The 14415-nt window shown below is 69.3% G+C and carries 17 protein-coding genes and 1 riboswitch; of the genes, 12 read left to right on the top strand and 5 right to left on the bottom strand.

The features are described 5' to 3' along the window. From JOF40_RS06170 to JOF40_RS06225, 12 genes are all read left to right on the top strand, one after another. Positions 1-1659: a hypothetical protein gene (locus JOF40_RS06170; RefSeq protein WP_129181060.1), complete on the top strand. Its 1659-nt coding sequence runs from the start codon at positions 1-3 to the stop codon at positions 1657-1659. 1 nt (position 1660) lies between these two features. After that, positions 1661-2053: a hypothetical protein gene (locus JOF40_RS06175; protein WP_129181062.1), complete on the top strand. Its 393-nt coding sequence runs from the start codon at positions 1661-1663 to the stop codon at positions 2051-2053. Continuing rightward, a complete protein-coding gene (locus JOF40_RS06180) occupies positions 2050-2403 on the top strand; it encodes a hypothetical protein (protein ID WP_129181063.1) in 354 nt (117 codons plus the stop codon). The genes JOF40_RS06175 and JOF40_RS06180 overlap by 4 nt, the downstream gene beginning before the upstream one ends. Positions 2404-2411: 8 nt before the next feature. Next, positions 2412-2828 carry a hypothetical protein gene (locus JOF40_RS06185; protein WP_129181065.1) on the top strand — a complete coding sequence of 139 codons (417 nt, stop codon included), beginning with the start codon at positions 2412-2414 and terminating at the stop codon, positions 2826-2828. A 2-nt stretch (positions 2829-2830) separates the two neighbouring features. Next, the gene (locus tag JOF40_RS06190) at positions 2831-3217 is read left to right on the top strand and encodes an HK97 gp10 family phage protein (RefSeq protein ID WP_129181067.1); all 387 of its coding nucleotides are present in this window, start codon (positions 2831-2833) and stop codon (positions 3215-3217) included. After that, a complete protein-coding gene (locus JOF40_RS06195; RefSeq protein ID WP_129181069.1) occupies positions 3214-3543 on the top strand; it encodes a hypothetical protein in 330 nt (109 codons plus the stop codon). Before JOF40_RS06190 ends, JOF40_RS06195 begins: the two co-directional genes overlap by 4 nt. Before the next feature lie 105 nt (positions 3544-3648). Then, complete coding sequence (locus JOF40_RS06200) at positions 3649-5109, top strand: phage tail tape measure protein (protein ID WP_129181071.1); 1461 nt, start codon at positions 3649-3651, stop codon at positions 5107-5109. After that, positions 5106-6671 (top strand): hypothetical protein, encoded by a 1566-nt coding sequence (locus JOF40_RS06205; protein ID WP_129181073.1) that lies wholly within the window; start codon positions 5106-5108, stop codon positions 6669-6671. The genes JOF40_RS06200 and JOF40_RS06205 overlap by 4 nt, the downstream gene beginning before the upstream one ends. After that, positions 6575-8383 (top strand): SGNH/GDSL hydrolase family protein, encoded by a 1809-nt coding sequence (locus JOF40_RS06210; RefSeq protein ID WP_129181075.1) that lies wholly within the window; start codon positions 6575-6577, stop codon positions 8381-8383. Before JOF40_RS06205 ends, JOF40_RS06210 begins: the two co-directional genes overlap by 97 nt. A 23-nt stretch (positions 8384-8406) precedes the next feature. Next, entirely contained in the window at positions 8407-9102 is a 696-nt protein-coding gene (locus JOF40_RS06215) for a hypothetical protein (protein ID WP_129181077.1), read from the top strand. Then, entirely contained in the window at positions 9099-9434 is a 336-nt protein-coding gene (locus JOF40_RS06220; RefSeq protein WP_129181079.1) for a hypothetical protein, read from the top strand. The genes JOF40_RS06215 and JOF40_RS06220 overlap by 4 nt, the downstream gene beginning before the upstream one ends. Next, positions 9431-9616 carry a hypothetical protein gene (locus tag JOF40_RS06225; protein ID WP_129181081.1) on the top strand — a complete coding sequence of 62 codons (186 nt, stop codon included), beginning with the start codon at positions 9431-9433 and terminating at the stop codon, positions 9614-9616. Before JOF40_RS06220 ends, JOF40_RS06225 begins: the two co-directional genes overlap by 4 nt. Here the strand turns inward: JOF40_RS06225 and JOF40_RS06230 are convergent. The 5 genes from JOF40_RS06230 to JOF40_RS06250 form a co-directional block, all read right to left on the bottom strand. Further along, positions 9613-9864: a hypothetical protein gene (locus JOF40_RS06230; protein ID WP_129181083.1), complete on the bottom strand. Its 252-nt coding sequence runs from the start codon at positions 9862-9864 to the stop codon at positions 9613-9615. The genes JOF40_RS06225 and JOF40_RS06230 overlap by 4 nt on opposite strands. Before the next feature lie 30 nt (positions 9865-9894). Beyond that, complete coding sequence (locus JOF40_RS06235; RefSeq protein ID WP_188111703.1) at positions 9895-10566, bottom strand: tyrosine-type recombinase/integrase; 672 nt, start codon at positions 10564-10566, stop codon at positions 9895-9897. 643 nt (positions 10567-11209) lie between these two features. After that, positions 11210-11980 carry an ABC transporter ATP-binding protein gene (locus JOF40_RS06240; protein WP_129181087.1) on the bottom strand — a complete coding sequence of 257 codons (771 nt, stop codon included), beginning with the start codon at positions 11978-11980 and terminating at the stop codon, positions 11210-11212. Further along, complete coding sequence (locus JOF40_RS06245) at positions 11977-13032, bottom strand: FecCD family ABC transporter permease (protein WP_129181089.1); 1056 nt, start codon at positions 13030-13032, stop codon at positions 11977-11979. The genes JOF40_RS06240 and JOF40_RS06245 overlap by 4 nt, the downstream gene beginning before the upstream one ends. Continuing rightward, positions 13029-14090: an ABC transporter substrate-binding protein gene (locus JOF40_RS06250; RefSeq protein ID WP_129181091.1), complete on the bottom strand. Its 1062-nt coding sequence runs from the start codon at positions 14088-14090 to the stop codon at positions 13029-13031. The genes JOF40_RS06245 and JOF40_RS06250 overlap by 4 nt, the downstream gene beginning before the upstream one ends. A gap of 60 nt (positions 14091-14150) precedes the next feature. Continuing rightward, a riboswitch (cobalamin riboswitch) is annotated at positions 14151-14333 on the bottom strand. Between the last annotated feature and the right edge of the window lie 82 nt (positions 14334-14415).

A 14415-nucleotide genomic window follows, 5' to 3' on the forward strand; every position in this document is an offset into this window, starting at 1 on the left:
ATGACCATCGACCTGTGCCGCATCACTGCCGGCGACGAGACGACCGAGCTGACTGTCTACGCCGGCCGTCTCACGTCGTCGACCACGTCACGCACCCTGACCGGCCCCGTCGTTCGCTACGGCGTCCCCGGCCGCACCTCGCGCGGCCTGCTGACGATCGACGGCCCCGAGGTGCTGACGTGGCCCGAGGACATCCGCCAGGTCAAGCTCACCAAGGAGCACGACCGCGCGAGCTCGCGCGGCTTCATGTCAGACCTGGTGTTCATCCCCGAGGGCATCGACGCCGCCATGACAGTCGACGACGGCCCCGAGGGTGACGCCGCCCTGCGCGAGGCCGACCCGTCCAAGCCGATCCGTGACGGTTTCAGCTACGACATCGTCGACGCCGTCATCCGCGGCTCCAAGATCGTCGGCGGTCGCGTCGTCGCGATCGGCCAGGTCGGCATCCCCGCACACGACGGCTTCCGCATCAGCGTCGCCGCCTCCCAGACCCCCGCAGCACCCAACCCCACAGGAGACAAGATGACCCCCGAACAGGCTGCGCGGCTCGCTGCGCTCCGAGGCCAGCAGACCCGAACCGCCGCCGAGGAGGCCGAGCTCGCGCAGCTCGCAGCCCTCGAGACACCGGCAGCGCCCGCCGCGCCTGCCGCCCCGGCCGCACCCGTCGCGCAGCCCGCAGCACCCAACGCACCGCCGCAGGCGCAGATCGCGCCGGTCACCCCCGGCCCGGCGGCTGCCCCCGCCGGCGTGCCGGTGCAGGCGTCCGCGACCGAGGTCCGCGAGACCGGTCTCGCCGCGTTCGCCGCCCTCGTCGCCGCACGCCTCAATCCCGGCGGCATCGGCGACCAGGACGTCACCGCCGCGCTCGCCGACGTCACCCACGCCCAGCACACCGACACCGTGTCGCCCGAGTCGTGGTCCGGTGAGCTGTGGTCCGGCCTCGAGTACCAGCCGCAGTTCCTCGACCTGTTCGTGCAGGGCTCGCTCACGTCGTGGTCGGGCAAGGGCTGGCGGTGGGGCGTGAAGCCTCAGGTCGGCGCGTACGCCGGCAACAAGGCCGACATCCCGAGCAACGTCCCGACGACGGTCCCCTCGAGCTACGAGGCGTTCCGCATCGCCGGCGGATGGGACTTCGATCGCAAGTTCTTCGACTTCCCCGACGCCGCGTTCATCGCGTCGTTCCTCGCCGCGGTGCGCGAGCACTACGTGATGACGCTGGACTTCAAGGTCCGCGACTACATCCTCGCCGAGGCCGTCGCGTCCGGGTTCGCCTCGCAGACCAACCTGCTCAAGGCGATCCGCCTGGCAACCAAGAAGGTCAAGCGCAACACGAAGGGTGCGCCGGCGTCGTTCGTGCTGGTCAACGACGACGACATCGACTCGCTGTTCGACATCAACGAGAACGAGGTGTCGGCGTTCCTCGCCCTGCTCGGCGTCAAGCCCGACGACATCAAGTCGACCGAGGACATCCCCGCCGGCTTCGTCTACGCCGGCGTCAAGCAGGCCGCGACGGTCCGCCAGCTGCCCGGCGCTTCGCCCATCCGTGTCGAGGTGCAGAACGTGACCAAGGCCGGCATCGACGACGCGTTCTTCGGCTACGGCGCGATCGAGGAGCACCACACGTCGGGCATCGTCAAGCAGGCATTCGCGGCCGCCTGACATGCCCATCACCATCGCGACCCTGGTGGCCGGCCTCCCCGCGGGGCCGGCCACCGAGGCCGGTGTGCGCAAGCAGCTGCACATCGCGACCGACGACACCCTCGACGACGCCGCGCTCGAGGCGGCGATCAACGGCGTCAACGACACCGTCATCGACTTCCCGTTCGTGCACGACTTCGTCAAGAGCATCGACCCGGCCGCAAGCGACAACGTGTGGCGTCCCCGGATCGTCACCGGCGCGAACCTGCTGGCAGCGCGCGTGTTCGCCCGCCGCAACTCCCCGGAGGGCGTCGCCATGATGGGCACCGACGGTGCGGTCTACGTCCAGCGCAACGACCCCGACGTCGCCATGATGCTCCAGCTCGGCAGTCACGCTAAGCCGGCTATCGGATGACCAGCCTCGTCGCCGCCGTCGACTTCATGATCGCCGACCTCAAGGAACTCGAGTACGACGGGCAGCCGCTACGCGTCACGCCCCGTCTCGAGGACGTCCAGCCGCCGTGCGTGTGGGTCGCGCTCGAGTCGATCGACCACCTGTCGGCCGTCGGCGAGATGACGCTCCGACTGTTCCTGATCGCGCCTGCCATGGACGAGTACCGGGCACTCAAGGTGCTCGGCCCGCTGCTCGACCAGGTGCTCACCGTCGTCTCACCCACCGAGGCCACCACGGTCGTCGGCATCAGCCCCACCAACCAGCTGCGCGACCTCGCCGCGCTGCGCGTCACCACCACCGTCGTCACCTAGGAGACAGCATGGCAATCAAGAGCTACATCGTCGGCCCCGGCTCGCTCATCTTCGGCTCGCCCGGCGCGCCCGACGAGATGGCCGCGCAGATCACCAGCTGCACCGCGACCCCGTCCGTCGACATCGGCGACGTCATCCCCGTGCTGTCCGGTGAGGAGCTGCCCGGCGACCGCGAGGTCACCTGGGTGCTCGAGGGCAACTTCCTGCAGGACATCACCGAGACCGGGATCACGACCTACACGCTCGAGAACTCCGGCCAGCAGAAGCCCTTCGTCTACATCCCCAACAACATCGAGGGCCGCTCGCTGTCGGGCAACGTCGTCATCGACCCCACCGCGATCGGCGGCGACGTCAAGGCCCGCGCAACGGCCGACTTCGAGTTCAGCATCATCGGTGAGCCCGCGCTCGGCGACGTCGCACCGTAGCCATGGCGACAACGGCGATCACCCGTGTGGTCGGCGCGGACAAGCTCCGCGCCGGCCTCAAGGCCACGGGCGACGACCTCGAGGACGCCAAGGAAGTCCACCTCGCGATCGCCAAGGTCGTCGCCGACGCCGCAGACCTGCCAGTCGGCGAGACCGGCCGCACCGCCGCCAGCCTGCGCCCAGGAGCCACCAAACGGGCCTCCATCGTCCGCGCCGGCAAGGCGTCCCTCCCCGGCGTCCAGCCCGACCACTACGGCTGGCCCGCACGAAACATCCGAGAAAACCCCTGGCTGGTCCTAGCCGGCCAGGGCAGCGAGTCCACCTGGTACCCGCTGTACGAACGCTACGTCGAGCGGTCGCTCGACAAGATCAAAGGAGCCACAGGATGACGAACCCCAATGCACCGAAGCTGACCCGCATGACGATGGGCTACCAGCTCGAGGGCCAGGAGCCCGAGACCTGCGAGGTCCACAACCGCTCGCTGATCGCCTGGGACGAGACCCGCGGCGTCCGCAAGTGGCCGTCGTCGACCGACGCGCCCTTCCTGTGGATGACGTTCATCGTCTGGCACCACCTCAACCGCCGCGGCCTCTACGCCGGCGACTTCCTCAAGTTCAAGGAGGAGTGCGAGACCGTCGAGTCGCTCGATGACGACGCCCCGGTGGACCCTACCCAGCCGGCAGCCACGCCCGACTTGTCATCGCACTCGGAATAGCCGCCGGCCCCACCTCAGGCCGCGGCATCCCGTGGTCAGAGGAGAGCGACGAAGCGATCGCCACAGCCCTAGAAATCCTGCACGAACAAGCCGAAGGAGAGTGAGATGGGACGTCCCAAGGTCCTCGCGATCAATGTCGTCACAGACTCACGCCGCGGCGTCAAGGGACTGCAGGAGACCGAGAGCGCCGCGGCCCGCATGGGCCGCGGCGTCCAGAAGGCCGGCAAGCTCGCCGGCGGTGCCCTGCTCGTGCTGGGTGCCGCCGGCATCAAGGCCGCGAAGGGCGCAGCTGAGGACGAGGCCGCGCAGGTTCGCCTGGCCGGCCAGCTGCGCCGCAACGCCAGCGCGACCCGAGCGTCGATCGCCGCCACGGAGAAGTGGATCGACCGCCAGGCCCGCGCCAAGGGCATCGCCGACGACGAGCTGCGCCCCGCGCTCGGCAAGCTCGTCACCGCGACCGGGTCGGTCGAGCAGTCTCAGAAGGCCCTCAGACTGGCGATGGACATCAGTGCCGCGTCGGGCAAGCCGCTCGAGGCCGTCTCAGCTGCGCTCGCGAAGGGCTACGGCGGCAACACTGCTGCGCTCGGCAAGCTGGTGCCTGGCATCGACAAGGCGATCCTCAAGTCGGGCGACATGGCCAAGGTCACCGATGCGCTGTCCAAGAAGGTCGGCGGCACCGCGGTCGAGGCCGCGCAGACCAACGAGGGCAAGATGCGTCGCGCGGCCGTCGCCGCCGGCGAGTTCCAGGAGACGCTGGGCGGGCTGCTGCTGCCCGCCATGGAGAAGATCATCGCCGTGCTCGCCAGGGCGACCACGTACCTCGAGGCCAACCAGCAGACCGTCACCCGCGTCATCGTCGCCGTCGCCGCGCTCGCCGCCGGCATCCTGGTCATCAACGGCGTCATGAAGGTCTACCAGGCCACCATGCTCGTGATCACCGCCGCCACGAAGGCGTGGGCGATCGCCACCCGCATCCTCAACGCCGTCATGAAGGCCAACCCCATCGGTCTGCTGATCACCGCGATCGGCCTCGTCGTCGCCGGCTTCGTGCTGGCCTACAAGAAGTCCGACACCTTCCGCGGCATCGTGCAGACCGTCGGCAAGGCCGGCCAGACGGCCCTCAACTGGATCGTGGAGAAGGCCCAGGCCGTCGCCGACAAGATCGGCAAGCTCGGCCCCGCTGCCCAGAAGGGCAAGGACATCTTCGTCAAGGCGATCGACCTCTACACCAAGCCCTTCCAGGTGCTGTTCGACCTCGTCATGAAGGTCGTCGACGCGATCGGCAAGATCAAGGTCCCCAACATCGGCAAGGCGCTCAGCAAGCTCCCCGGTGTCGGTGGCCCCTCAGCTCCCCCCGTGGCCCCCGGTGGCTCCGTGGCGCGTGGGGGCAAGGGCGGCCCCGGCGGTGGCGGCGCGACCGTCCCCGCCGGCGGCGGTCGCTACGGCGGCGTCACCGTCGTCGTCAACTTCAACGGCCTGGTCACAGACAAGGAAGGCACCGCCCGCGCGATCCGCGACCTACTGCGCGGCTCGGACATCCGCAACAACCGCGTGGTGACGGTATGAGCACCCTCGAGCGGCCCGCCTACCGGGTGTCGATCGAGAACGTCGACCAGGGGTGGACCCACACCATCGAGCACCGCGAGGCACCGCCGGCGTGGGAGGACGTCACGGCACTGCTGATCGACGACTTCACGATGGGATGGGGCCTCGCCGGCCCCCCGCCGTCCCAGATGGCCAGCGACACCGTCTCCTTCAAGTTCTACGCCCGCTTCGCCGAGCACGTCCCCGTCCTCGAGGTCGGCGACCTGCTCGAGGTGAACCTCGACCGCCCCGGCCCCGACGGCACCCTGATCCCCTACATGCACTTCGTGGGCCGCACAACGGACCCTCAGGCCCTCGCAGTCCCCGGCCGGGGCATCACCCTCACCGTCGGCGCGGTCGGCATCCTGCTCGACCTCGTCGGCGAGCTCGACCGCACCGACGCGACCGCGGTCGGCGGGTTCGACGTCGAGTACGACCTCATGACCCGCGTGCTGCACTACCACGCCGGCCTCGCGATCGCCGAGCACTACCCGCGCCAGTTCACCCGCCTCACGGCCTACCAGGGCCGGTTCTCGCTCCAGGAGTACGTCACCCGCGCCCTCAACGGTGCCGTCGGCCCGAACGGCGCATACGCCGCAGTCCTGCGCTACGCCCGCAACTGGGTGGACACCACGGGGAATTGGGCGACGTTCCCGACCGACTACGGCACCCTCGTCCACTACTACATGCAGAAGTGGCTCCTCAAGATGCCGCCCCCGCTCAACTTCGTCTCATACGGGCGCCGCGTGGCGCTCGGCCCGAACGCAGAGACCGTCGACCAGATCACCACCCTGTCCTCGTCCTACATCGACGCACCGACCGACTGGACTAAGAGCCGCGACGACCTGGTCAACATCGTCAACATCACCTACACGGCCGCGCTGTCGGGCGATCCCATCACCGGCCCCGAGGAGATCGGCGACAAGGTTGCCAGCGTCCAGGACAACGCCAGTCGCAACCGCTACGGCCCAGCTCAGATCGACGTCGCCACTCTCGTCATTGCCGCCGACGTCAACGACGTCGCCCAGGCCTACCTCAACGGCTCGCCCGGCTCGCTCGCCTGGTCCGTCCCGCAGCTGGTCGTCCACACCAAGCTCATGGACGACGACGAGCTAGACCAGCTGGCCCCGACGTTCTTCCCCCACCCCTTGCCGCGCGAGGACACAGCCGGACGGTTCTTCATCGTGACCGAGATCGACGAGCTCACCGCGATCGCTGGCACCGCCGCAGCCATGCAGCTTGTCGGCGCGACGTTCTCCATCAGCCGCGGCGACCTGACGATCACCTGCAACATGCGCCCGATGCCGACCCCGTCGTTCGCGACGTCCATCACGTACGACGACATCGCGGGCACCAACATCGCCCCGACGTTTTGGCAGTACCCGACCGTCTGGGGCGACCTCGAGCCGCTCTCGCTGACGTACGACGACGTGCCCACTGACGCCGTGTGGACGTCGCCCAGCCCCACGGTCAACTGGCTCGCCCTCGACCAGTTCTACATCGACCCAGCGCTGGACTGGGACGAGCTCACGTACACCGATTAGGAGTCACCATGCCCACCACAGAAGGCGGTCTGCCGTACCCGGCGTCGACCGATCCAATCCGTCTCGGCGCTCAGCGCATCCGTGAGCTCGCGGTCGCGGTCGACAGCAAGCTCGTCGAGACGAACGCCCAGCTGGCGTCGTCGCTGGCGCAGATCGCCGACGACATCGAGTCGATCCCCAAGGGCGAGAAGGGCGATCCCGGCGGCGCTTCGCCGACCGACGTCGCGATCGCGCTCGAGGACTCCGACGGGCCCGCCGGGGTGATCCTCGACGAAAGGATTCTTGAGCTCTCGGTCTCGATTCCGCCCACCCGTGTGGCGGTCGCCCCGCTGTCTGCGCCGAACACCGTTACGACGCTCGGCGGTGCGCTCGACAACACCTTCCGCACGATCATGAAGCTTCCGTTTGACACCGCACGGTGGCGGCTCAAGTTCCGCAACCGCAACCTTCTGGACAACACAGTCCCAGTCGGCGCGGCAACGATCACCAGCGTCTATCAGGGCACGCCGTCGCGACCCACCACCACCACCAGCGGGCAGCGGTGGGTTGGCACCTGCACAGCAGCCCTGACGCTTCTGCAGGATGCCGACGTCGCCGTCCCCAACACAGGCGCATGGGCGTACTCGGAATGGTTCGACGACGGCCCCGAGCAGTTCGCAGCCAACTCCGAGAAGGTGATCTCGATTGGAGTCACCGCAGCCAGCGGACAGGTGCTCGCCAAGGGCAACGGCTACCAGTGGGCTCGTGGCTCTCTCGCCGCCAACGCCGGTTCGGCAGCCCTCACCACCGGCACCGCCGGTGTCGGCCTGGACTATCTCGACGTGTGCGTCGAGTACGAGTTCGCGGCGGCCGTCAAGGTGCTGCTCGCGGTGGGGGACTCCAATACCCTCAGCTACGTCCCCGACGCCCCGCCTCTGATCCCCACCGCAGCTGCGGGTCTCCTGCCGTTCGAGTCATGGCCCGCGATCGCCGGCGCAATGGGTGGCTTCGCCGTGATCAACCTCGGTGTCGGCTCGGCGCAGACGCCGAACTTCGACCCGACCAGCGTGTCTTACATTCCTGCGCTGTGGGATCGGCTGCCGGCCGGCGTCGAGATCGACGCTGTGATCAACAGTCTCGGCACGAACGACCTCGGCTCGTCCCTGACGACGTTCATCGGCCAGATGCGGGCGATCAACGCCTACGAGCGCGACACTCTCGGCATCCCCGCAGCATGGTGGACCACCATCACCCAGCGGTGCTTCCCCGACCTCTCCTACGGTCCCGGCGTGGACGCCGGCGCAATCAAGGCGGGGTACCTCCAGGCCAACATCGCGGCCGGAGCTACGTCGTTCTCATCGTCCACAGCGCCCCCGACCGGGTCTCTGCTGCTCGGCACCGGAGCAAACGCCGAAGACGTCACGGTGTCCTCAGTCACAGGCGCTGGCCCGTACACGGTGAATGTCAGCGCGACCGTAAACGCCCACTACGCCGGCGAGCGGTGGGGCGTGGCAGCTGAACGGCTCCGCACCTACAAGAACAACTTCCTGCGTCAGATCCCCGACGGGATTCTCGGGTGCTTCGACTTCGAGAGAGGCGTCGAGTCGACTCCTGGCTCGGCGCAGATCGATCCACGCTATGCCGCCTCGGACTGGCTCCACTTCCAGCGCGGCGTGTCAGCAACCAAGGCTGGCCTCGTCGTAGGCACTGGCATCGCTCCGCTGTTCGGCTGACCAACTCAACGAAAGGCATCACCATGGCAAGAACGATCTACGCCCCCGGCCTCAACGCCGGCGGCACCCGACCCCGCGCACTCGCCTGGGTCGGCCGCAGATTCTCCCCCGGCTGGTGCCTCTACTGGTGCCTCACCCAGGTGTTCAAGGTCCCCGGCCTCGGCGACTACGACCACGACGGATCAGCCGACGCAGAGGACTACTGGAAAGCCGCCGTCGCACGCGGCAAGGCCGTCAAGTCGACCAACTGGCGCAAGTTCCCGCCCGGCGTCCTGCTCATGTGGACCGGCGGCAGGAACGACCACGGCCACGCCGCCTACTGCCTCGGCAACGGCGAGATGGTCTCGACCGACCTGCCCACCTACGGCACGGTCGGACGATGCTCGATCGACCTGCCACGTCGCCAGTGGGGTCTCACGCTCGTCGGCTACGTCCTGGTCGACGGCAACGGCTTCACCCTCACCCGCGAGACCGACGACGTCGACCAGGAGCAGGACGACAAGACCGTCAAGCTCCCCAAGCCCGTCAAGTACACCGTGACGAAGCCAGGAGGCCTCAAGGGCCGGGCCGGGCCGTCGGACAAGGGCAAGGTCGTCTGGACCGTCAAGGAGGGCCACACCGTCGTGGCCGTGGCGATCGTGACCGGCTCGAGCCGCAAGTGGGCCGTCAACAAGAACGGAACCCACTACCCGCTCGAGCACCTGGTCGAGAAGCCGTGAGGTCGGTCCTGGCGGCGCTGGTCCACGGCGTCGACCCGATCTACCGCGACGTCGTCACGACGGGCGGGCTGATCGTCGTCGCCCTGATCGGCCTCGTCGGGACGCTCGCCGGCCTCGGCTATGTACGCCTCGGCCGCAAGCTCGACACCGCGGTCGTGCAGACGCAGCCCACCGGCAACGGCTTCGCTCAGGAGATGCGCGAGTCCCTGCGCCAGGTGCATCGCCGGCTCGACGCCCAGAACGAGCACACCGCGAAGCGCGACGACCACATCGACGCCGTGTTCATCAAGTTCGACGACCGACTCACCCACATCGAGGAGAACCTGCCATGACCATCCCCCCGCTCCGCACCTTCCGCAAGGCGATCGCCGGCGGGCTCGCCACCGCTGCCGCGGCGATCGGCACCAGCTGCACCGACGGCAACCTGACCGGCCCCGAGCTTGTCGCCGGCGTCGGTCTCGGCTTGGTCGCCGGCGCGACCGTCTACCTCACCCCACGAAACGCCAGCAGCTAGGCCCGACGGAACAGCGGGTAAGCCTCGGCCCGCCCCTTGGTGTCCATGCCGACAGTCCAGTGCGCCAGCGTCCAGCCGGCCCCTTCGATCCCGTCGATCATCAGACCCCAATCGGCGATGTCACCAGACAGGCCGTGCTGCGAGGCGGGTGTGTTCAGCTTCGGCGTGAACACGCCTCGCCCCGCCGCCGCAGCCTTCTCGGCCTCCTGCACGATCGAGCCGACTTTTGCGTCCTTGAAGATTCCCATGACGTCGGAACCTACCGGGTCGGTCGGTTCCTAGGCGGCAGCCGCTTCTACTGTCGCCCGTAGCTTGCTCTGCTTCGGCTTGAGGTAGCTGCGCGTCGTCGCTGGGGAGGCGTGCCCCAGCAAGTCCTGCACGACCGCCAGATCGCCGCAGACGTCGTGCCACTCCGACGCTGCCGTGTGCCGCAGTTTGTGCATCGTCCAGACCCCGGGCAGGACCGCGGCGACGAGCTTGCCGACGTACGCCGGCGTCAAGTGGCCTGACTGGTGACGGCTCGGAAAGAAGTACCCCGGCCCCAGCTCGAGCAGCTCGGCCGCGAAGTCGGCCGGCAACGGCACCTCGCGAACCTTCCCGCCCTTGCCGACCACGCGCATGCTCCACCCCACCAGGTCCTCGACGATCCACCTCGAGTGCGACGTCGCGACCTCAGTCCGCCGCATCCCCAGTTCCTTCGCCATGCGCGCCATGAGCCGCACCCGCGGCGTCGCCTCGAGCACGGCTGCGCTGTAGACCCGCACCGGGACGGGCTGAGGGTTCGGTGCCGACGCGGACACGCGAGGCAGCTGCGCCGCGGGATTCTCGTCGACGTGCCTGGCGAGTACACCCCACCCGTAGAAGCTCACGAACGACGCGCGCCGGCCCCGCCGTGTCTCCTGCGCCCAGTCGTGCGCCCCGCAGAACGCCTCAAGCTCGACCAGAGTCATTTCCCAGGGCTCGAGGCTCACGCCGGCCGCAAGGTGGGTCAGATGGTTTCGCCGCGTCGTCCGGGTCGCCTGGGTATGACCGGCGGCTCGAGCGTGCTGCAAGTAGGAGTCGATGGCGTGTGTCCAGTCCGTAGTGATCATCTGTCACTGTCACCCAAACCTGTACGCGCGTCCAATGAGTGATCCACACGCATCGCAGCCAGCTCGGCGTCGAGGCTGGCCAGCACGCACTGAGCGCAGACCATGGGGCCCTCGTCGAGCAGCTGTTGCGTGGCGGTGCTGTAGGGCTCCCAGTGACCAGCGCGCCGCGCCTCGACCCGAGTGCCCTCGCGTGTCCGTCCGCACTCGCAACAGATGATCATGCGACGCTCGCAAGGTGGCTCTGATCTGAGGTTTCGCTGGAACAGAAGGTTAGGGGTTCGAATCCCTTCGGGCGCGCAGGACGAAGCCCCCCGCCTGTCACAGGCGGGGGGCTTTTCTGTCATCGCGGCCCTCGTGGGCGCCGTCGCCGCAGTTGCGCCGAGTGGCGCAATCCGGTGCCCGAGTGGCGCAGTTCCGCGGGACTCGCCGTCTCGAAATCGCGAACCTGCGCCACTCGGGGAGCCACATCGCGAACTTGCGCCACTCGCGGACCCGGACGGGATCAGGGTGGGCCGGGCTCGAAGCGCACCGACGGGACGCCGCCGGGTCCGAGGTCGGCGACGACGGCCCGCACGCGGTAGACCTCCGCGATCAGCTCGGGCGTCAGCACGTCGGTCGGGGTGCCCGTCGCGACCACGGCCCCGTCCTTCAGCACGACGAGCCGGTCGCAGAACATCGCCGCCAGGTTGAGGTCGTGCAGCGCGACCACCGATGTCATCCGCAGGCGACGCACCAGCCCCAGCAGGTCGAGCTGGTGGTGCACGTCGAGGTGGTTGGTGGGTTCGTCGAGCAGCAGCTCCTGGGGCTGCTGGGCCAGCGCGCGGGCGATGTGGACGCGCTGCCGCTCGCCGCCCGAGAGCGTGTGCCACGACCGCCCGGCCAGGGCCGTGAGCTCGACCCGTTCGAGAGCCTCGGAGACGGCCGACCGGTCGGCGTCGCTCTCGGCCGACCAGGTGCCGCGGTGCGGGATGCGTCCGAGTCGGACGACGTCCGACACGACGAGGTCGAGCTCGGTCTGGGCGTGCTGCTCGACCACGGCGATGCGACGGGCGACGTCACGTCGCCGCACCCGCCGGAGGTCGTCGCCGTCGAGGAGCACCTGTCCGCTGGTGGGGGTGCGGGTGCCGGCGAGCAGGCGCAGCAGGGACGACTTGCCGGACCCGTTGGGCCCGAGCAGTCCGACGACGGTCCCCGGCGTGACGTCGAGGGTGACGCCGTCGACGACGCGCCGACCCCCGACGTCCCACGAGACCTCCCGCGTCGCGAGACTCATGCGGGCCTCCGTCGGCGGTAGAGGATCACGGCGAACGCCGGCACGCCGACCAGCGCGGTGACGACGCCGACCGGCAGCTCCTGCGGGCTGAACACCGTGCGCGCCACGGTGTCGACCCACACCAGGAAGATCGCGCCGATCAGTGCCGTCGCCGGCAGCAGGAGCCGGTGGCCGGGCCCGACCACGGCGCGCGCGGCGTGCGGCAGCACCAGGCCGACGAAGCCGATGGCTCCGGCGGCGCTGACGAGGGTCGCGGTGATCAGCGCCGTGACGACCAGCAGCACGAGGCGCACCGTCCGCACCGAGATGCCGAGGGACGACGCGGCGTCCTCGCCGAACGCGAAGGCGTCGAGCGCCGGGGCCAGGGCAATGCAGATGACGAGCCCGACGACGCACACCGTCCCGCACGTGACGACGTCACGCCAGTCGGCCCCGCTGAGTGAGCCGAGCAGCCAGAACAAGACGCTCCGGGTCTGCTCGGCATCGGCCGACGACGTCACGATGAATGACGTCAGGGCCGAGAACAGCTGGGTCGCGGCGACGCCGGCCAGCACGACCCGGTCGGGGGTGCCTCCAGCGCCGGCGGCGAGCAGCAGCACCATCGCGAAGGCGACCGTCGCGCCGATGAAGGCCCCGGTCGACAGCGTGATGATGCCGCCGCCGACGCCCAGCACGACGACGACCACGGCTCCCGTCGACGCCCCCGACGAGATGCCGAGCACGAACGGATCGGCGAGCGGGTTGCGCAGCAGCGACTGCATGATGGCCCCGCAGATCGCGAGCCCGGCCCCGCACACCGCCGCCAGCAGCGTCCGGGGCAGCCGGAGCTCCCACACGATGCCGTCGCGGATGCGGGAGACGTCGGCGTCCCCCAGCCCCAGGTGCTGCCCGACGACCGCGAACACCTCGCCGACCGACAGGTCGGCGGGCCCGATCGTGATGGCGACGGCGATCGACAGGGCCAGCACCACCAGGCCGACGACCCACAGCACGGTGCGGGCGCCCCGTGCCGCGGCGGTGCGGTCGGCTCCGGGGAGCGACCCCGCGCTCAACCCGCCAGCCCGAGGTCGGTCAGCGTCTTGACCAGCTTCTCGGTGCCGTCGACGGTGCGGATCGACGGGTTCATGTCGGCGCCGTTGAGCACGACGTAGCGCTTCTCGCGCACCGCCGTGAGCTGCTTGGTGACGGGATTGGTCTCGAGGAACCTGATCTTGTCGGCCAGCCGGTCGCCGGTCTCCTGGTCGCGGCGCAGGTCGCCCAGCGCGATGACGTCGGGATCGCGGTCGAGGACGCTCTCCCAGCTGATCTGCGGCCACTCGACGTCGGTGTCGGCGAAGACGTTGTCGAGGCCGAGGGTGCGCGACATGACTCCCGGCGACCCGTTGGCACCGGCCATGTACGGCAGCTCGGTGTTGGCGAACCAGTAGGCGATCGAGACGTCGTCCTCGGGCTTCGCCGCAGCCGCCGCGGCCATGCGCTGCTTCAGCTCGGCGACCAGTGCCTTGCCACGTGACGGGACGTCGAAGATCTCGGCCAGCTGCGTGATCTCGCGGTAGATCGTCGGCATCTCGAGCGGGTGCGAGCGGGGTCCGTCGCCGCTCTCGTCGGTGCGGCCGTCGCAGTGGGACGGCGCGAGGTACGTCGGCACCCCGAGCTTGGCGTACTGGGCTCGACGGTCGGGGTCCTCCCCGTTGAGCGAGTAGCCGAACGACGCCGTGACCAGGTCGGGCTCGGCCTTCAGCACCCGCTCGTACGAGACGGTGTTGTCGGCCAGCCGTGGCACGGTCTCATTGGCCTTGGCCAGGTTGGGACGGATCGCGTCGGTCCAGGTGGCGGTGCCGACCATGCGGTCGGCGAGGCCCAGCGACAGCAGGATCTCGGTGGAGCCCTGGTTGACCGAGACGGCGCGCTCGGGGGCCTTCTCGATCGTGACGTCCATGCCGCAGTTGTCCGTGATGGTCAGCGGGTACGAGGTCTTGCCCTCGGTGCCGGCGATCGTCCGGCCGGCCGCCACGTCGGACGAGCTCGATCCGCAGGCGGCGAGGAGGGTGGCGGTGAGGGCGAGACCTGCGAGCAGGCCGGTCGAGCGTGCTGGGATGCGACGAGGCATGGGATGCGTCCTTGGGATCTGAGGCTCGTGCGCGGAGCCTGACGAGTGATCCGGCCGACAGGTGTCGGCCGCAAACCAGCAGGTCTTCGGACTCGGGTTCGTCCGGGCGGTGGCGCCTTCCCAGATCTCGCGATCCAGTGGCCGATGCCACCCCCGTCCCCCTCACCGCTGCGCGTCAGCTCCGGATTCTCACCGGATTCCCTGACCCAACGAATGGGCACGACTGGTTCGTTCGCAGCCTAGCCGACGTCCTGTCACGCGCCCCCCGCGCCAGCGCGCGAGTGGTGCGTCCTGGACGAAGTGGGACGGCGCGTCTGACCACACC

Source organism: Aeromicrobium fastidiosum (assembly GCF_017876595.1).
Lineage (GTDB): Bacteria > Actinomycetota > Actinomycetes > Propionibacteriales > Nocardioidaceae > Aeromicrobium > Aeromicrobium fastidiosum.